Source organism: Campylobacter showae (genome assembly GCF_900699785.1).
Lineage (GTDB): Bacteria > Campylobacterota > Campylobacteria > Campylobacterales > Campylobacteraceae > Campylobacter_A > Campylobacter_A showae_D.
Genome location: NZ_LR535679.1, coordinates 817,051 through 835,355, shown reverse-complemented (window position 1 = coordinate 835,355; position 18,305 = coordinate 817,051). Strand labels below are relative to the sequence as shown.

Annotated in this window: 12 protein-coding genes and 2 pseudogenes; 4 read left to right on the top strand and 10 right to left on the bottom strand. The window is 45.7% G+C overall.

Going from position 1 to position 18,305, the window contains the following annotated elements:
* Positions 1-278 precede the first annotated feature (278 nt).
* The 9 genes from rimP to E4V70_RS04065 all read right to left on the bottom strand — a co-directional run bounded on the left by rimP (position 279) and on the right by E4V70_RS04065 (position 8,599).
* Positions 279-707 carry a ribosome maturation factor RimP gene (gene rimP / locus E4V70_RS04105; protein WP_122863292.1) on the bottom strand — a complete coding sequence of 143 codons (429 nt, stop codon included), beginning with the start codon at positions 705-707 and terminating at the stop codon, positions 279-281.
* Positions 694-1,065 (bottom strand): 30S ribosome-binding factor RbfA, encoded by a 372-nt coding sequence (gene rbfA / locus E4V70_RS04100; RefSeq protein WP_002943703.1) that lies wholly within the window; start codon positions 1,063-1,065, stop codon positions 694-696. Before rbfA ends, rimP begins: the two co-directional genes overlap by 14 nt.
* Positions 1,062-3,758 carry a translation initiation factor IF-2 gene (gene infB, locus E4V70_RS04095; protein ID WP_122863293.1) on the bottom strand — a complete coding sequence of 899 codons (2,697 nt, stop codon included), beginning with the start codon at positions 3,756-3,758 and terminating at the stop codon, positions 1,062-1,064. Before infB ends, rbfA begins: the two co-directional genes overlap by 4 nt.
* Entirely contained in the window at positions 3,724-4,008 is a 285-nt protein-coding gene (locus tag E4V70_RS04090; RefSeq protein ID WP_002947517.1) for a YlxR family protein, read from the bottom strand. The genes infB and E4V70_RS04090 overlap by 35 nt, the downstream gene beginning before the upstream one ends.
* Before the next feature lie 25 nt (positions 4,009-4,033).
* Positions 4,034-4,918: a homoserine kinase gene (gene thrB / locus E4V70_RS04085; protein ID WP_122863294.1), complete on the bottom strand. Its 885-nt coding sequence runs from the start codon at positions 4,916-4,918 to the stop codon at positions 4,034-4,036.
* 9 nt (positions 4,919-4,927) lie between these two features.
* Positions 4,928-5,254, bottom strand: coding sequence for a glycoprotease (locus tag E4V70_RS04080; RefSeq protein WP_122863295.1), 327 nt, complete (start codon positions 5,252-5,254; stop codon positions 4,928-4,930).
* A gap of 125 nt (positions 5,255-5,379) precedes the next feature.
* A complete protein-coding gene (lpxC, locus tag E4V70_RS04075) occupies positions 5,380-6,264 on the bottom strand; it encodes a UDP-3-O-acyl-N-acetylglucosamine deacetylase (protein ID WP_122863296.1) in 885 nt (294 codons plus the stop codon).
* A 63-nt stretch (positions 6,265-6,327) separates the two neighbouring features.
* Positions 6,328-7,695: a peptidoglycan metallopeptidase Pgp6 gene (gene pgp6, locus E4V70_RS04070; RefSeq protein WP_122863297.1), complete on the bottom strand. Its 1,368-nt coding sequence runs from the start codon at positions 7,693-7,695 to the stop codon at positions 6,328-6,330.
* Positions 7,696-7,768: 73 nt separating this feature from the next.
* On the bottom strand, positions 7,769-8,599 hold the full coding sequence (locus E4V70_RS04065) for a prephenate dehydrogenase (protein WP_122863298.1): 831 nt from the start codon (positions 8,597-8,599) through the stop codon (positions 7,769-7,771).
* An 80-nt stretch (positions 8,600-8,679) separates the two neighbouring features.
* Between E4V70_RS04065 and bamA the strand changes: the two genes are divergently transcribed.
* Positions 8,680-10,944: an outer membrane protein assembly factor BamA gene (bamA, locus tag E4V70_RS04060; protein ID WP_122863299.1), complete on the top strand. Its 2,265-nt coding sequence runs from the start codon at positions 8,680-8,682 to the stop codon at positions 10,942-10,944.
* Between the two features lie 138 nt (positions 10,945-11,082).
* Here the strand turns inward: bamA and E4V70_RS04055 are convergent, their stop codons facing one another.
* Positions 11,083-11,451: a DUF488 domain-containing protein gene (locus E4V70_RS04055; RefSeq protein WP_122863300.1), complete on the bottom strand. Its 369-nt coding sequence runs from the start codon at positions 11,449-11,451 to the stop codon at positions 11,083-11,085.
* 153 nt (positions 11,452-11,604) lie between these two features.
* Between E4V70_RS04055 and E4V70_RS11225 the strand changes: the two are divergent.
* From E4V70_RS11225 to E4V70_RS04045, 3 genes and pseudogenes are all read left to right on the top strand, one after another.
* Positions 11,605-12,342: pseudogene (locus E4V70_RS11225) on the top strand (cache domain-containing protein); the annotation flags it as partial.
* An 834-nt stretch (positions 12,343-13,176) separates the two neighbouring features.
* Positions 13,177-13,578, top strand: a pseudogene (locus E4V70_RS11220) (methyl-accepting chemotaxis protein); the annotation flags it as partial.
* Between the two features lie 157 nt (positions 13,579-13,735).
* On the top strand, positions 13,736-18,133 hold the full coding sequence (locus E4V70_RS04045; protein WP_122863302.1) for a retention module-containing protein: 4,398 nt from the start codon (positions 13,736-13,738) through the stop codon (positions 18,131-18,133).
* The last annotated feature ends 172 nt before the right edge of the window (positions 18,134-18,305 follow it).

Below are 18,305 nucleotides of genomic sequence, written 5' to 3'. Positions count from 1 at the left end.
TTTAGGGATTATAGCCAAAATTAGCTTATGTTTTGCTAGTCGGGTATTAAATTTACGCTGTGCGCTTTCAGGAGTAGGCGGGTAGAATCGCGTAAATTTGCACTGTCATTTTTATGTTTTTCGTAGAAATTTTAAATTTACGCGGAGGCGGTTTTAAAATTTGAAAGGTTAAATTTGAGAGATTTGACTGCGAGGCGTTTAAGCTTTGCGATATAAATTTAAAGCGCTCAAATTTGTAAAATTTGACTCAAATAAATTTTAGCCTTTAAATTTGCGGCTTACCACTCGATATAGGTTTTTGCCTTTTTTATATTTGCGATTTTTATTTTTAAAATTTGACCTTCGCTCTCAAAGGAGATTTCTTCATCGTCGGCGGATAAAATTTTGCCTTTTAGTTTTTTGTTTTCGCCGTCTACTTCGGCTGAAATTTTAGCCAGTTCACCAACGCTTGATATAAAATGGCTCGGTTTTTCTAGCTTTCGTTCAAGTCCGGGTGAGCTAACCTCTAGCACGTAGTCTCCGCTAAGCGGCGGCTCGACGTCAAATATAGGCGAAAGCAAACGCGAAACCTTTTCGCAGTCGTCTAAATTTACGCCGCCTGGTTTTGCGATGTAGATCCTATAGATCGCTCTGCCGTTTTCGTTTGCAACCTCGACGTCATAGAGCTGCACGCCGCACTGCGAGATCAAATTTTCAAGATTTTGCATTTTTATTTAGATCCTCTGAGATTTTTTCAAACAAATCGTCCATGTGGTTTTGGTACTCTAGTCTGTCGTCAAATTTAAAGTGAAAATTTGGCGCCCTATACCAGCCCTCAGCCGCCATGCAGTGGTTTTGTAGGTGCTTTGATACGCGCTTTAGGCGGTCTAGTATATAGGCCTGCTCGCGCTCGTCAAACATCATTTTATCAAGATAAACAAATGCGTCGTATCTGCCCTTTTTGCACTCGACGTCGGTTACGCAAAGTCCGCGTAAAAGCTCATCCTCAAGCGTAGATAGAGCCTCGGGTAGAAGCTCTTTTAGTACGCTTTGCGTGCGCAGGCGTTTTATCTCCGAGGGGTTCATAGGCTAGCTTGCTCCTCTACTTCTTTAAAGCTCTCGATGTAGTCGCCTTCTCTGATGTCGTTGTAACCGTCTATGCCCACGCCGCACTCAAAGCCGCGCGCGACCTCTCTTACGTCGTCTTTGAAGCGTTTTAGCGAGCTTACCGTACCCTCGTGTACGACCACGCCGTTTCTGATCAGGCGGATTTTCGCGCCGCGGTTTATCGTGCCTTCGGTTACCATGCAGCCTGCGATCGCGCCTACCTTAGGGACGTTGATGACTTGGCGTACTTGTGCTTGGCCGAGCTGCTCCTCGTGGATGACAGGCGACATTAGACCGCTTAGGATCGCCTTGACGTCGTCGATCAGGTTATAGATGACGTTATAGGTTTTGATTTCGACGCCGCTTTCTTTGGCTTTTTCTTTCACTTCGCCCGTTGGTCTTATATTAAAGCCTAAAATCACGGAGTTTTCGCTCGCTCTGGCTAGTTCTACGTCGCTTTGGGTAATGCCGCCCACGCCTGAGTGGATGATATTTACTTTTATCTCGTCGTTGCGAAGCTTTTCCAAGCTTGCCTTTATAGCTTCCAGTGAGCCGCCCACGTCGGCTTTTACGATGACAGGGAGCGATTTTAGCTCGCCCTCGGCGATCTTTTCGCTAAGCTCCTCTAGGCTTACTTTGGTAGTCTTGCTGAGCTCTTTTTGGCGTAAGTATTCGGCTTTTTTCTGTGCGTACTCGCGAGCTTCTTTGTCGGTTTTGACGCTTATTAGCGTTTCACCGGCTTCAGGAATTTCGCTAAGGCCCATTATCACGCCGCATTCGCCCGGTTTTATCTCTTTTAAAATTTTGCCCTGGTCATCGGTTATCGTTCTTATCTTGCCGTATGCGACGCCTGCGACCACGATATCGCCGACTCTTAGAGTACCGTTTTCTACGATAACCGTAGCTACCGGACCGCGCCCTTTTTGCTGAGAGCTTTCTATTATGGCGGCTTTGGCGTTTGCCTTCGCATTTGCTTTTAGTTCTAAAATTTCAGCCTGCAAGAGTACGATCTCTAGTAGATCGTCTATGCCCGTGCCCATCTTTGCAGAGATAGGTACAAACTCGTACGTGCCGCCCCAGTCGGTAGATAGAATATCTAGCTCGGCTAGCTCGCTTTTTACTTTGTCAGGGTTTGCGGCCTCTTTATCCATCTTGTTTATCGCGATGATGATCGGTACGCCGGCGGCTTTTGCGTGGTTCACTGCCTCTTTTGTCTGCGGTTTTACGCCGTCGTCGGCTGCGACCACGATGATAACGATGTCGGTGATTTTGGCTCCTCTAGCGCGCATAGCCGTGAAAGCCTCGTGGCCAGGAGTGTCGATAAAGGTAATGTTTTTGCCGTTTTTATTTACCATATAGGCGCCTACGTGCTGCGTGATGCCGCCTGCTTCGCCTGCTGCTACGCGCGAGCTTCTGATGTAGTCTAGTAGCGAGGTTTTACCGTGGTCGACGTGACCCATGATGGTGATAACGGGAGCGCGGACGGTCAAATTTGCATCGTCTAGTTGCTCCTCTTCTTCGTCGTAGGCCTTAACGTAGTCAAACGCTTCTTGCGTATCGACGATATTTACCTCGATACCGAATTCATCGGCTAAAATTTCTATCGCGTCTTCGTCCAGGAAGTCGTTTTTAGTCGTCATCATGCCTAGCATAAAGAGCTTGCCGATGATTTCGCTAGGTTGCTTGTTGATTTTGTCGGCAAATTCGTATAGGCGGATCTCTTTTGGTATCTCGACGTAGGTTACCGCCTCGCCGTTATGGTCGGCACGTTGCGATTTTTTATGTTTTTTGCGAGGCCTACGCGCAGTACCTTGCTCTAGAAATGAACTTACCGATGTATTTAGTACCGGTTTGTAGTTGGTATTTGCAGGTTGTCTTGTTTTTTGAGGCTCCGGAGTTTGCGTTCGTACGGAAAAATCAGGCAATATAACCACATCCTCATCGTCTATTACGATGTCGGCCATGTCGCGGTCGCCGAGTAGATCCATCTTTGTAGCGCCGTCTTTTTTGGTTGCGATGACCGGTTTTTTCTCTTTTTTCTTTTTGCGCTCGATCTTTTCGTCGCTAAATTTAAACATATTTTCCAAATTTAACGCCGGTGCAGACTCTTTTCTCTCGCTTGCTTTAGGTGCGGGCTGCTCGTCTTTTTTCTTTTTTACGATGACTAGACCGCGTCTTTTTTGCAGACTAACGTCGGCTAGGCTCTCTTTTGGCTGGACCGGCTCGGCGGCTGTATGCTCGGCCTTTGGCTCCTCTTTTGGCGCTGCTTGCGTTTTTGGCTCTGGCGCTTTTTCTGCCGGTTTTTGAGTAACTGTTTTTTGTTCTTTTTCGGATTTTTCGTCGTTTTTTGTTTCTATTTTTTCTTTCGGCAAAGGCTTTTCTTCTTTTGCGGCGCTTGTTTTTTTAGCTTCTTTAGGTTTGTTTTCTTTTTCCTCTTTGCCCTCTTTGGTTTCCGCCTTTTTAACGGTCGGTTTTTTCTTTTCCGGTTTTTTCTTGAGAGCTTCGGGGATCTCGCCGGTTTGGATGTAGGTGTATAGCGCCGCCGCTTCTTCAGGACTAACGCCGCTTGAGTGCGTTTTGACCTTTAGCCCAAGTTCAATAGCCTTTTCTAAAACCTCTTTGCTATTGTAACCGAGCTCATTTGCTATCTCTGAAATTCGAACAGTCCCCATTTAAGAGTATCTCCTTTAAATTTTGCCCGTTTTGTAGCGTCGCGATAAAGCTGCCTGCGACTCTTCCGAGCGATTTTCTTAAAATTTTCTCGTCTTTTTTTAGACATTCTTCGCAAAGATAAAAGCTGCGTCCGTTTCCGTTTCCGAAAAATAGCGAAGAATTTATCAGTCTGTATCTACGCAAAATTTGCTGTTCAAAGCGTTTTTTGCAGACCACGCACGTCCTGATAGGGATAAATTTTTGAGCCATTATTATAACTTCTTTTAGCTTTTTTTTAGCTTTGTAGGATTTTTATCCCGTCGTTGTCGAAATTAAAAATTTCAACTCTAAAGCTCTTAAATTTATCTTGCAGTTTTTGTTTTAAATTTGCTGCATCGCCCGCGTAAACGATATTTAAAAAGCTCGATCCACTACCTGAAAGCGTGCTTAAAAGAGCGCCGTTTTCGTAGGCTATCTTGCGCACTTCAAAGAGCTCGGGTAGGCTTTGCATGCGGATTTGCTCGTGCATGACGTCTTTTGCCGCCGTCCTTAAAAGCTCGTAATTTTCACTAAAAAAGCAAGCCGTGAGAAATGCGGCGTGAGAGAGGTTGCTAACGCACTCACTCATCGTAAAATTTTTGGGTAGTTTGGCGCGAGATTCGTTCGTGCTCATCGGCTTATCCGGGATCACGACGACGGCTTTGATATCGGCGCTTAAAGGTTTTTTTAGGGATTTTACCTTGCCGTTTTCAATGACGGAGCTAACAAAGCCGCCAAGCGTAGCCGGAGCGATATTGTCGGGGTGGTTTTCGTAAACTAGCGCCTGGTTTAAAATCGCGCTTTTATCCGCCTTAAACCCAGCCGCCGCATAAGCTGCCGCGATAGCTGAAGTGATGACCGCAGAGGAGCTACCAAGGCCGCGGGAAAACGGGATTTGATTGGTAAAAATCATGCGAAAAGTATCTTTTTTGCCAGTTAGTTTGACGTAAATTTCATTGAAAATAGATAAAAAAATGTTGTTTTTCTTAAGAAGCGCGTTGTCTTTGCCTTCGCCCAAAATGCTCACGGAGGCAAAATTTGCCCTCGTTATCTCGACTGTGTTGTGTAGCTCTAAGGCAAGTCCTAGGGCGTCAAAACCTGGACCGATGTTTGCGCTCGTGGCGGGAACTAAAATTTGCAAAAAAATCTCCTAAACGGCTTGTATAACGTAATTTGGTAGAGTATCTAAATTTAGTTTTAAAACGGCTAAATTTTGCGGTAAGCCAAATTCGCCCGCTTGCGCTTTTTGTAGCTTGACGCCCTCGGGCGTATCTACGAAACTTAAGTTTTTATTCGCCCGTATCGCCGCGCCGCCGTTTAGCTCAAAGCCGCTAACCGCGTAAAATTCGCACTCTTTTACGATGCTAATCGTCTTTAAAACGACGTAGGCGACTTTCACGCCCATAAAGCTTCCCGGGCCATTTGCGTAGATGATTTTTCGTAGATTAAATTTGCCGCCGTTTAAAATCTCGTCCATTATTTTTACGAGAGAGACGTCGGATTTTTCTTCGCTAGAAATTTGCTCTATAAGCTCGCCGTTTTCGTCATAAATGCCGACGATTAGCGGCGAGCTAAGAGCGATAACTAAAATTTGGATATTTTTTATGCAAATACCTTTTGGTACTCGCGCGCGAAATCGCCTTTTAGCGTGACGATTTCGTAGTTTTTATCGTCGCTTAGGATAGCCAGCGTTAGCTCGTGGTTTAGCTCGTGGCTGCCCGCAAAGCTCGTATAATCAGCCATCAAAGGCGCGCCCATCAGGCTTAGATCGCCGATCGCGTCTAAAATTTTATGACGAACGAATTCGTTTTCAAAGCGTAGACCTTCAGGATTTAAAATTTTATTGTCGTCGATAACTACGGCGTTATCTAGGCTACCGCCGAGGGCTAAATTTTGCGCCCTTAGCATCTGTACGTCTTTTAAAAATCCAAACGTCCTAGCGCGCGCGATCTCCTCGATATAGGCTTGTTTGCTAAACTCGAACACGTAATTTTGCTCACCGATTATCGGATGGGCAAATTTGATCGTAAAGTCGAATTTCGGGTTATTCGACGGCGTTACTCTGGCAAATTTTCCGTTTTTATTTACTTCTACCGGGCGTTTGATTACGATTACTTTTTTGTCCGCGTCAAGCTCCGCCGTGCCGGCTTCATCGAGCATCATGCAGTAGCTTATCGCCGAGCCGTCCATAACGGGAACTTCGTTGGCGTCTAGGACGATACGAACGTTGTCGATGCCGTAGCCGTTTACCGCGCTTAGCAGATGCTCGATCGTCGAGACGTAGCCCTCTTTGCCGCCGATAACGGTAGCCATTTGAGTGTTTATCACGTTTTTCGGCTCTGCCTTAAAGCTCACTCCGAGGTCTTTTCTGTAAAATATTATTCCCGAATTTGCCCCGAGCGGTTCAAGCGTGATTTTTATCGGCTCGCCCTTGTGAAGCCCGATACCTACGCCTTCTACGGTTGATTTTATGGTTGTTTGTTTCAAATTTTCGCCCTTATTTTTCTTATTCTTGCCATTATACAACAAATTTACAACAAAATGGCAAATTTATTCGACCATTTTTTTAGCTGCGCTTAAAACGCCGGTTACGTTATCCTTCATCCAGCCGTTATCCATCCACTCTTCGGGGCGCACTTCTATGCCTTGAACTAGCATGCCAAAGTGCAAGTGATCGCCCATCGCTAGACCCGTAACGCCCGTGTTTGCGATGACGTCGCCAGCCTTGACCGAGTCGCCTGCTTTGACGTTTAGCGAGCTGCAGTGCCCATAGAGAGAAAATAGCCCGAATCCATGGTTTATCAGGATGTTGCGCCCATAGATGCCGTTATCCGCGGCAAATTCGACCGTGCCGTCATTGCTAGCCACGATGTCGGCTTTTTGGGTCGAGGCTAGGTCGATACCCATGTGCCAGCTTTCGCTGACGTCTTTATCCTCAAATGTATAATATCTGTGGTCGCCAAAGCTCGCCACGGCTTTACCGTTTTTTAGCGGATAAAATTTATTTACGCTAAAGTTTTCAGCCGCGTCTATCTCAACTTTTGCAGCGATTTGCGAGATTATTTTTTCGTTTGCCTCGCGGAGATTTTCATTGACGAATTTCATCTTTTCCAGATTGCTCATTGCGTCATAATTTTTTGCGTATTGCTGCGCTAGTTCCGGGATTTTTTCGTTTAAAAATCTACTTTGACCGTCTAGTTTTATCTTTGAGGTGCGGTATTTTTTGTCTTGGTAGAAAAATCTTATCTTGCTTTTGGTTATATTTCCCGCTGCGTCAAGCGCCACGACGTCGGCGCTAAACGAGCCTTGCTGTGCCGGCCAAGCCACTAGCGAGGCGTAGTAGCCGCCTTTTACGAATTTGCTCGGGATAAATTTCTTACCGTAATTGGTCTCGATATAGACCTCTTTTAGCATCTCGTCGGTAGCCTTAAATACGACCGTCGCGCTACCGCCTTTTGTGATGGCGTACGAGTGGTTTAGGATGTTTACGTCGGGTTTTTTGTTATCGACGGTGATTTTGACCTCTTTTTTTTGCGTGTTGCCGAGGAAAAATCCCCATTTGCTAGTATCCGTGGCCTCGATCACGATGTTGTAGATATCTTTTTGCGCTCCGAATCCCGTTTTCGGAAAGGTCAAATTTAAATCGACGATCTCAGACGGCGCTTCAAATTTTTGAGTCAATAAATTTACGCTGCCTTTTTCGTCTACGAGCGAGATTTTAACCGATTTCACGCCGCCTTCGTCGGTTATTTTGATCGGCAGAGGCGAGGTCAGGTTCCAGTAAATTTGATCTGAGATAGCGATGTTCGGCGCTTCGCGCTCAAATGTTTTTGAAGTAAATAAAAAAGCTATCGCCGCAACTAAAAGTAAAATAATAACGCCGAAAAATATCAAATTCGGATTGCCGCGTCTTCTCATAAAAATCTCCTAAATCTTAAAGAGACCGATTTTACTAAAAAGCGATAAATTTAAGGTAAATTTGCGCCTGAATTTATAAAATTTCGCGTATTTTTCTAGCTTCGCCCATCCATTCTCGCAGCTCGTCCCACTGCTCGTTTTTGATTAAATTTTCGCATTCGTCAAGTTCTTTTTTGAAAAGGTCTATCGAATTTATCAAATTTTGCTTGTTTTGTTTAAAGATATCCGTCCACATCACTGGCGAGCTTTTTGCGATCCTGATCATGCCGTTAAATCCCGTGCCGCTTAGTGCGATGATATTTTTTTTGTTTTCCTTTTTTAGTACGCTGCTAGCTAGCGAAAAGCTGATAGCGTGGGGTAGGTGAGAGATGACGCTGGCGTGATGATCGTGCTCCGCCGCGCTCATAAAAATGATTTTCATGCCTAGGTGCGAAAAGAGCTCGACCGAGCGCTTGACGTGCATCTCGCCGCTTTCTTTAAAGTCGCAGATAGCTACGACGGCGTCTTTAAAAAGCCCAGAAAACGCGGCAGTCGGGCCGGAGTACTCGGTGCCCGCCATCGGGTGAGCGGGGATGAAATTTTGCCTGATGCTCTCTGGCACGGCCTCGATTATTTTTTGCTTGGTGCTACCAAGATCGACGATGGTCGTGTTTTCGCCGATACCTTCAAATTCTTTGACGATTTTGATGATGCCTTCTACGGGGATGGCTAGAAATATCATATCGCACTTTTGCTTCATCTGCTCAAGTGTCAAAATTTCATGCACGAGACCGAGCTTGATCGCCTGTTTTTCGTGCTCTTTGCTTAGATCCATGCCGCTAACGCAGCTGATTAGTTTTTCGTTTTTTAGGCTAAGACCTAGCGAGCCGCCGATGAGTCCTAGGCCTACGATACCGATTTTCATAAATTCGCCTTTTAAATTTATATTGTTTAAAAATAAAATGTGCTATTATACAGCCTTATCATCACTTTTAGGTTAAATCAATGAAAAAAAGCGTTTTTCTACTACTTTTGGGCGCAGTTTTGGCAAATGCCCAGCAGATAACTTCCATAAATTTTAAAGGTCTCATCCATCTGTCTCCCGAAACCGCAAAGGAGATAATGGGGCTAAAAGTCGGCGACGAGCTAAGCGGCGATAGCACGGATAGGGCGATCGCAAAGCTGTTTAGGCAGGGCTACTTCGACGATATCTATATCGAAAACGAGGGCGGCGACGTAACCGTAACGGTAAAAGAGAAGCCTAGCATCGCTCGTATCGATATCAAAGGCGTAGTAACTAACGACAAAACCGCTATCGACGGACTAATCAACATCAAACAAGGCAATATGTACGACGAGCTAGCCATCGAGCGCGCAAAAGAGCGCATAAGGCAGTATTACGAGTCAAAAGGCTACTTTGACACGATCGTAGACGTAACAAAAGAGCCGGTAGCGGGCAATGAAAGCAGCCTTTTTGTCACGATGAACATAAACCGCGGCGAAAATATCATAATAGAAAACGTAAATTTAGTCGGCGCAAAGCTTTTTGATTATGACGACGTGGAGCCTGTGGTGGCTAATAAAGAGCGCGAATTTATGGGCTGGATGTGGGGCAGAAACGACGGTAAGGTTAAGCTTTTCGAGCTACCGAACGATCCTGCGAGAATCCAAGACAAATACTATCAAAAAGGCTACCTAGACGCGACGGTCTCAAATCCGTATCTAAACGCCTATATGGATAACTACACCGCAGATCTCACCTACTACGTGACCGAGGGTGAGCAGTATAGAGTATCTAGCGTAGACATCGAAGCGCCTGAGTTTTTAGAGCTTGATAAAGAGAAAATTTTAAAAGACTTTAGGCTAGAGGGCGGCGACGTGATGAACTCCGCTCGCCTAAGACAAGACATGAAAAAGCTCGACGATATGGTAGCGGATAAGGGCTATGCATTTGTAAGGATAAATCCAAAAACCGAGAAAAACGTCGAGGATAAGACCGTAAGTATCGTCTACGAGGTCGTGCCGGACGAAAAAGTATATATAAGAAACGTTCAAATTTCAGGTAACGATAGAACCGTAGATAGAGTCGTTAGACGCGAGCTATACCTCACGGAGGGAAATTTATATAGCAGAACAGACCTGCAAGATAGCAAGGACGCGCTAAAGCGAACGAGCTACTTTGACGAGGTCGAGATCGAAGAGCAGCGCGTCGGAGCCAATCAAGTCGACCTACTCGTAAAAGTAAAAGAGGCCTCCACCGGCTCTATTAGCGGCGGTATCGGCTACGGCAGCTCGGACGGCTTACTACTTAATGCGAGTTTATCGGATACGAACGTGTTCGGTAGCGGCATGAAAGGCGTCATAAGCGTCGATAGAAGCGACAACGAGCTCTCCGGTCAGATAGGTCTAACTAACCCGCGCCTTTTCGACTCCGAGTACAGCCTAGGCGGCACGCTATACGCTAACGACTACGACTGGAACAACTACGACGAGAAATCATACGGTCTAAATTTAGTACTAGGTAGAAAGCTAACTAGAAATTTAAGCGCGTCTTTAGGCTATGTTATCGAGCAAAGCCGTATCAGCGGACTTAGCGACGTGCTAAAAAGCGTCGGCTATAAAGACGGCAAAAGCATCAAAAGCTCGCTTATCCCGTCTATCACGTATAACAGCACGGATGATTATTATCTACCTCGTACCGGTATCATCGCAAGCACTAGCCTAGAGTTTGCGGGCGTGGGCGGTGACGAGAAATTTTTAAAGAGCAGAACGAATTTCAACTGGTATCAAGGCATCAGAGAGTGGGTGGACTACGACCTTATTTTCAGATTTAAATCAAGCTTCGGTAAAATTTGGGATCGCGGATACATACCGATCAACGAAAAGCTATACCTGGGCGGCATCAGAAATTTACGCGGATTTGAGAGCAGGACGGTTTCGCCAAAGGTTAAAGCCCTAAACGGTCAGTGGTATGAGACGGGCGGCACTATCTCGTTTAACAGCTCGGCCGAGCTTAGCTTCCCGATCATAGAGCGCGTAAAAATGCGCGGCGTGATGTTTGTTGACTACGGCGTCATAGAGGGCAAGCACGTACAAAGAAGGGCCGGATACGAGTATATCGACGGACGTATCAGCAGATATAGCGCCGGCGTAGGTATCGAGTGGGTGACGCCGATGGGGCCGCTTCAGCTTATCTTTGCTAAACCGCTTAACAAGCAGGATAGCGACGATACTAGCACGTTTGAATTTACTATCGGACAACGCTTCTAATTATATTAATGCGGCGTTTTGATCTGCAAGACGCCGCTCCATCTTTTTTAAATTTATCGCCGTAAAATTGCCGATTTTGACTTAAATTTGAAAGTCGCGTTGCCAAAGTAAAATTTAAAATCCCGCAAAAAGTAAAACTTAATCCTTCGCCCCCAGAGCTTCCAAAATCACCGTAACGTGACTTAAATTTATATCCTTCGTCGCCGTTAGTAGCGCAATTTTGCCGTGAGTTTTCTCTAGCGATCTTAGCTTTTTTAGTCCCGTCGCCGCTTCCTCGTTTGCAAGTTCGCTTTTAAATTTGAGCCTAAATTCGCTAAATCTCCCATCTCTATCTTCGTGAAACCACGCTCTAAGCTCGTTTGAAGGCGTGACCGATTTTAACCACAAAAACGAGCTAAATATCTCCCTTTTTATGCCGCGAGGATATAGTCTATCGACGAATACGCCGTAAAAATCGCTGCTTTCGTTATCTTTGATAAAATCGTAAATTCTAAAAGCCTTAAACATAAAATACCTTTTTGCAAATTTGACCTAAATTTTACTCCAAAAAACAAATTTATCGGTAGCGCAAGAGATAAAATTTAAAGATTAAGCACCGTTTTACTATTGTAAGCTATAATTAACGTTTATTTTGAATTTAAATTTGTAAAGGAAGCGTTTATGTTTAGGTCAATCACGAACAAGATAGCCGTGATGCTCATCGTCTCGCTCATCGTCTCTTTTGCCGCTATTTCCGCCGTTAGCTACTATACGGCGCAAAACAAAGTTGTCCAGCTCGTCAGTCAAAATCAGGCTCAAATTTTACAAGACGTCGATGCCGTTACGGAATCATTTTTTAAAGACTATATCGACACGGTAAAAAAACTAGGCGTAAAAATCCAAAAAGCGCAATATAGCGAAGAGGAGCTACTAAAAGCACTAGTTCTAGAAAAAGATCAGTCAAATTCTATCGTGGATTATATTTACTACGGCAGAGAGAGCGACGGTCACTACTTCCAGTCAGATAATACAAAATCTACTCCCGAAGCCGACAAATACGATCCTCGCGGTCGCGACTGGTATATGCAGGCAAAATCCGCAAATGCTACTATCTATACCGAGCCTTACGTAGATGTGATAAATAAAATTTTAGTTATGACCTTTGCCGTGCCGGTAAACGAGGGCGGTAAATTTGCGGGCGTAGCGGCGATAGATCTAAAAATCGACGCTCTAAGTAAAAAGATCCTCGATATGGGCAAGACCGAATACGGTTACGTTTACGTGATGAATAAAGACGGTCTAATACTAATGCATAGCGATCCCTCAAATGTAGGAAAAACCGTCCCTGCGAGTAAATATTTAGCGGAAGAATACGCTGCAAAAAGGTTTGACGAAAACGGCCTGATCCCATACGTCAACTACAAAGGCGAAAGCGTAACAGCCAAGCTTATACCTATCAACGAACAAGGCTGGCTAGCGGTCGCAGCCATCGGCGCGGATACCTTTTCTAGCAACACTTTGCCGCTCTTAAAAGCTCAGCTTGTGCTAGCTACGGTGTTTATCATCGCGCTTTCGCTATTTGTTTACGTACTGCTTAAAAAATCTCTAAGCCCGATAAAAACTATCCAAGAAAAGCTTGACGATACGTTTAAATTTGTTACTTATGAAGCATCTAAAGCCCCTGAAAAGCTAGTCGTAAGTACGAAGGATGAATTTGGCGTTATGAGCCGAGCTATTAATGAAAATATCGATAAGGTCATAGGCGGCATCAAAAAAGACAGCTCCCTAATCGAGGAGATGAACGGCATCGCAAACCTCATGATAAAGGGCCATATGGGCGCGACTATCAAAGCAGATCCAAACAACCCTGCACTAGTCGAGCTAAAAGAGCTGTTAAACCGATTCTTTGCTTCTATCTCGTCAAATTTAAAAGATATCGCGCGCGTGCTAAGTTCCTACAATAAAAACGACTATACAGCTAAAGTCGAGGTGCAGGAGGAGCTAGAAAGCGACCTAAAAGATATGATCGTAGGGATAGAGAGTGCCGGCGCCGCCGTGAGTCATATGTTAAAAGAAAATCTAAAAGAGGCGCAGATGCTAGAAGAGCGAGCTAAAATTTTGGCCGATTCTATGCGAAATTTGACGGAGGGCGCAAGCAAACAAGCCCACTCTATCCAAGAAAGCGCCGCCGCGGTCGAGCAGATGAGTAGTTCTATGAACGCCATCAGTCAAAAAGCACAGGACGTGACGCGCCAAAGCGAAGAGATCAAAAACATCATCGTAATCATCCGCGACATCGCCGATCAGACGAATTTGCTGGCTCTAAACGCAGCTATCGAAGCGGCACGCGCAGGCGAGCATGGACGAGGCTTTGCCGTCGTGGCCGATGAGGTTAGAAAGCTGGCTGAACGCACTCAAAAATCGCTCGGCGAAATCGAAGCCAACGCAAACGTACTAGCCCAAAGCATCAACGATATGAGCGAAAATATAAAAGAGCAAACCGGCGCGATAAATATGATAAACGAGTCGGTATCCGCGATAGATAACATCACGCACGAAAATATCTCTATCGTAAATACGACAAATGACATAACGCGCCAGATCGACGATATGGCTAAAAATATTGTCGCGGAAGTGAGAAAGAAGAAATTTTAAAATTTAGGCTAAATTTGAGGGGCGCAGAGTTAAATTTGCGCCTCTAAATTTGGCTACAACGCCTCTAAAATTTAACTCATTGTACTTTGGTACAATATACAAAAATCCCAAATAACTATATAATCCGCACAAATTTAAAACACAAAAAGGAATTTTTATGCCAACTCAAGCAGGAATAGTAAAAAGTATAGAGGGCAAAGTCGTAGCTATCGGTAGCAACGGCGTAAAAAGAGAGCTAAACGTAGGAGATCTAGTTTATCTCGGCGAGAGCGTCGTCGGGCAGGACGCGGCGTCTAAGATCGTAATATCGGCAAACAACGGCAAAGATATCGTAATGCTAGGTAAAGATACGCTGGTGCTCGATCAAAGTGTAGCGCTAAACGAGGGCTTTGGAAACGAGGCGATGATGGCTAACGTTGAGGCGTTACAACAAGCATTGCTTAACGGAACCGAACTGCAAGATCTAGAAGCGACCGCAGCAGGCGGCGGTGCTGGCGCTGCCGACGGAGACGGCGTTAGTCTAAGCCAAGTCTCTTTTACTCAGGGCGGTCATATATCAAACGTGAGCGCTACTTACGGCGATTTAGGCGGAGCCGGCCAAAGCTCGCAAAGCAGTAACGCTTATCAGGGCTCAGCTGCAAGGGGCGCTTCCGAGAGCGCTAGTTCTCAGCAGTCGCAACCGGAACCTCAACTAAATCCGAAAAAGATCGAAATCCCGTCATCGGCGTATGACGCGGAGATCAGCCAAACAGGCGCTAAAGCAGCTGTTAGAACTACAAATTTAGATAAATCAAATGAATACTTCGAGGCTCTAGACAGTGCCGTGAGCGGTCAAGTAGCGGCTCCGTATGCAGATTTTAATACGGCTAATACGAGCTCTTTATTTAGTTCGGCGATCCCGGGCGGATATACCGTGACTAAAGAGAACAAAACCGTAAATTCGCAGACATTTGAAAAGGCTTATCTAAACTACAACACCGAGGAATTTGACATTCAAGACGGTTGGTATATAAGCAAGGATAAGAGCGTAATCATAGGCTCTGATCAAGCTAAAAAGTTAGTGGTAGCAAGCGAAACGACCGATACTTCGGGGTACGATCCCGCAACTACTACTATCGTGAAAGTTAACAACGCAGTAAAACCTAAAATTTTCGGTTCCGATAAGGCCGACGATATCACCGTAGACGGCGCTAAAGTCGATATGGTTTCGACCGGAACCGGAGACGATACGATTACCGTTAAAAACGGAGCCGAAATTTTAAATAACGTAAACAGCGGCAGCGGCGATGATAAGATCAACATAGAAGGCGAACATACGACGATACAAGGCAGTGTTTTTGCAGGCGGCGGTGACGATACGATAAACGTTAGCGATAAAGCCGTAATCAAAAAAGCTATCTTTGACGGCGACGGCGATGATACCATCAACGTAAAAAGCGGCGCTACCGTAGGAGATAGAGACTCTAGCGCAGCCAAGGATCAGTATGACGCCGGCGTACAACTAGGCACCGGAAATAACAAGGTAGTAGTCGATGGAGCAGACACTAGCGTAAGCAGAATAACGGGCTATAAATTAGGAGAAGCTAACGGCGGCGGAACGCTTGAGACTAAAAACGACGTAACCGTTCAAAATAAAGCTACCGTTGCTTTTGATATAGACATAGACAGTAGGGATGATCAAAAAGTTACCGTAGATGACGCTACCGTAAAAGGAACTATCTTTACAAATTCCGGCGACGATAAGGTATTTGTCAAAAATGGCTCTAAAGTGGGCGGAATATTGACCGAGGGCGGCGGCGACGAGATAGAAATAACCGACTCCGAAATAGGCGGAGCGGATAGCTTTTACGGCGTATACGTCAATAGGGCAACCGGACAATCGTCTGATCTTTCGCATAATCACCAAGGCGTGCACGCCGATAGCTATCTAGGCGGGACTCAAAACGACTACAACAAGCACGGCAACGATAAGATCACTATCAAAAATTCAACCGTAGACGGTCAAATTTGGGGCGGTAGAGGCGACGACGAGATCAATATAATAAACAGCGAAGTGAAGAAAAACGTATTCGGCGACGCAGATCATAGACAAAACGTTACAGACGGTAGCGTAGACGGCAAGGACACTATAAATATCACGGAGAGCACTATCGGCGGAGTTATTTACGGCGAGGGCGGAAAAGACGATATAACCGTAAATAAATCTACGGTAGAGGGCAAAAGCGCTACAAATAGCCAAGGAAATCCGATCAGAGTAGCCATAGTAGGCGCAGAGGGAGATGATAAGATCTCGGTGCAAAACGAATCTAACGTAAAAGGCAATATTTCCGGAGATCAAGGCAGCAATAATATCACCGTAGAGGGCGGCTCTAAAGTAGCCGGATGGGTTTATGGAGCCAATGCGGGCATGTATAGCGAAACCGGAAATAACACCATAACCGTTACCGGAGAAAATACCGAAGTGTCTCGCGTCGGCGACGTAAGCTCGGGCGACTCTACGATAACGATCAGCGATAAAGCCAAAGTAAAATCGGTGCATGGCGATAAAGGCGTAGATACTATTACCGTAGATAACGCTACCGTGGCAGAAAGAATCGAAGGCGGACACGGCGATGATAAAATTTACGTTAAAAACGGCGCTAGAGTAGAAGGCTACGTTAGCGGAGATCTAGATAACGATACTATCGAGGTTTCGGGAGAAAATACTTACGTAAAAGAAGTAAAAGGCGATAAAGGCAACGATACTATAACCGTCGAAAACAAAGCCAAGGTCGTTACTATAGAAGGCAACGACGGCACGGATATTATAAACGTTAAAAATAACGCTACCGTAGGTAACGTGTTTGGCAACGACGGCATAGATACCATAAACGTCGAAAACGCTACGGTAAGAGGAAACATCCGCGGCGGCGCAGGCGACGACGTGATAACTGCCAAAGGAAGTTCTTCGATAAACAATATATTAGGGGAAGCCGGAAAAGATACCATAGCCCTAGAAGGCGGCGCCAAAGTAATAGGGCAGATAAGAGGCGACACTAAAACTATGAATGATATATACGAAAAGCAGGTAAATCCGGCTTTGGATATAGTAGACAGCGGCGCCGATGCCGATACTATAACTTTAAGCGGTGCGGGAACCAGTGCGAAACATATATTCGGCGGAGACGGCGCTGATATCATCACTGTAAAAAATGGCGCAAACGTAGAAGGAGAGGTGAGGGGCGATTCGGGAGACGACAAAATAACCGTAACCGGCGATCAAACCTACGTTAGCTCAATAAACGGTAGAGGCGGCGATGATACTATTTTAGTTAGCGACAAGGCTAAGGTCGACGGCATAGTAGGAAGATGGGGTAAAGATAATATAACCGTAACTGGAGCCGGCACGGTCGTAACCGGTAGCGTAGACGGCAATGAAGACAATGATACTATCAAAATTTCAGACGGTGCGGTCGTAAATGAGTACGTAAGAGGCGGAGACGGTGCAGACAAAATCGATGTAACAAGCGGATCAAAAGTTAAAAAAACCGTAGACGGCGGCGCAGGCGAAGACGAGATAACCGTAACCGGCGCCGGAACGGTAGTAGGCGAAGCGCTAACTACTTCGCAGCTTAGAGTAAACGGAAGCATCACTGGCGGCGAAGACGATGACAAGATAGTGCTAAGCGACGGAGCGCATGCGGTAAATGCGGGCATAGCCGGCTGGGGCGGCGACGATAAGATAACCGTAACCGGAAGCGGCACGAGAGCGCACTCCGTGAGCGGTCACGCCGGTGATGATATTATACGCGTAGACAACAAAGCCTATATCGAGCATGCAGTTAGCGCAAACACCGGAAACGGCACCGTAACGGTCTCGGGCGATGGTACTAGCGTGGGCGGAATACAAAGCAACGGCAATGCGCCTATCACCGTCGAAGACGGCGCCGAGGTAAGGGGCGCTCTATACGCCTACGGACTTAGCGGCGAGCAGACTATCGTCGTTCAAAGCGGAGCGAAGGTAAACGTCATAAATACGGCCGTCGACTTTAGAGACGATAACAATACCGGCGGAAATACCGAGGATACCGTCATAGTAAAAGACGCAGGCACCGTAGTAAACTCCGTAAGAACGGGCAATCACGATGATACGCTCATCGTTCAAGACGGCGCAACCGTAGGGAGCGTCGGTTTGGGTACCGGCAACGACACTAAGATGACCACAACCAATAATAATGGCAACATAGTCATAAACAGCCTAGACGGAAACGGCAATATCGATCTATCAAAGATCGCAAAAGTAGCGGAAAATATAAACTCAGTCGACGTAAGCGCCGTAAATAACGCCGTGCTAAACGTCGATCCAAAAGACGTGCTAGACCTTGGTGCATCAGGCAATACACTAGAGATCAAGGGCGGCAGCGACGATACCGTAAAATCAAAATCGAGCGGTCAATGGAGTGCGGATGGATCTGACGCTACGCATAAATCGTTTACGGGCAGCGCAAACGACGGTAACGGCGTGGCTCAAACCGTAACGATCAAGGTAGAAAACGACGTCACTACCGATCTGTAAATTTGACCGCTAAGCTCGGTGTTTTAAAAAATGCCGAGCTTGAGCGATTTACAAATTTAGTCCCGTAAATTTGGCCTTAAAAGCTAAATTTACTGGAGGCTATCAAATTTGCGGGCTAAATTTGACACCCGCTTCAAATCTCAAAATATCTCCAAATTTTACATTCAAATTT

Bases quoted from the DNA above. Each gene is read 5' to 3' on its own strand.
- rimP (WP_122863292.1), bottom strand. From the start codon at position 707: ATGCAAAATCTTGAAAATTTGATCTCGCAGTGCGGCGTGCAGCTCTAT.
- rbfA (WP_002943703.1), bottom strand. From the start codon at position 1,065: ATGAACCCCTCGGAGATAAAACGCCTGCGCACGCAAAGCGTACTAAAA.
- infB (WP_122863293.1), bottom strand. From the start codon at position 3,758: ATGGGGACTGTTCGAATTTCAGAGATAGCAAATGAGCTCGGTTACAAT.
- E4V70_RS04090 (WP_002947517.1), bottom strand. From the start codon at position 4,008: ATGGCTCAAAAATTTATCCCTATCAGGACGTGCGTGGTCTGCAAAAAA.
- E4V70_RS04080 (WP_122863295.1), bottom strand. From the start codon at position 5,254: ATGGACGAGATTTTAAACGGCGGCAAATTTAATCTACGAAAAATCATC.
- pgp6 (WP_122863297.1), bottom strand. From the start codon at position 7,695: ATGAGAAGACGCGGCAATCCGAATTTGATATTTTTCGGCGTTATTATT.
- E4V70_RS04065 (WP_122863298.1), bottom strand. From the start codon at position 8,599: ATGAAAATCGGTATCGTAGGCCTAGGACTCATCGGCGGCTCGCTAGGT.
- bamA (WP_122863299.1), top strand. From the start codon at position 8,680: ATGAAAAAAAGCGTTTTTCTACTACTTTTGGGCGCAGTTTTGGCAAAT.
- E4V70_RS04055 (WP_122863300.1), bottom strand. From the start codon at position 11,451: ATGTTTAAGGCTTTTAGAATTTACGATTTTATCAAAGATAACGAAAGC.
- E4V70_RS04045 (WP_122863302.1), top strand. From the start codon at position 13,736: ATGCCAACTCAAGCAGGAATAGTAAAAAGTATAGAGGGCAAAGTCGTA.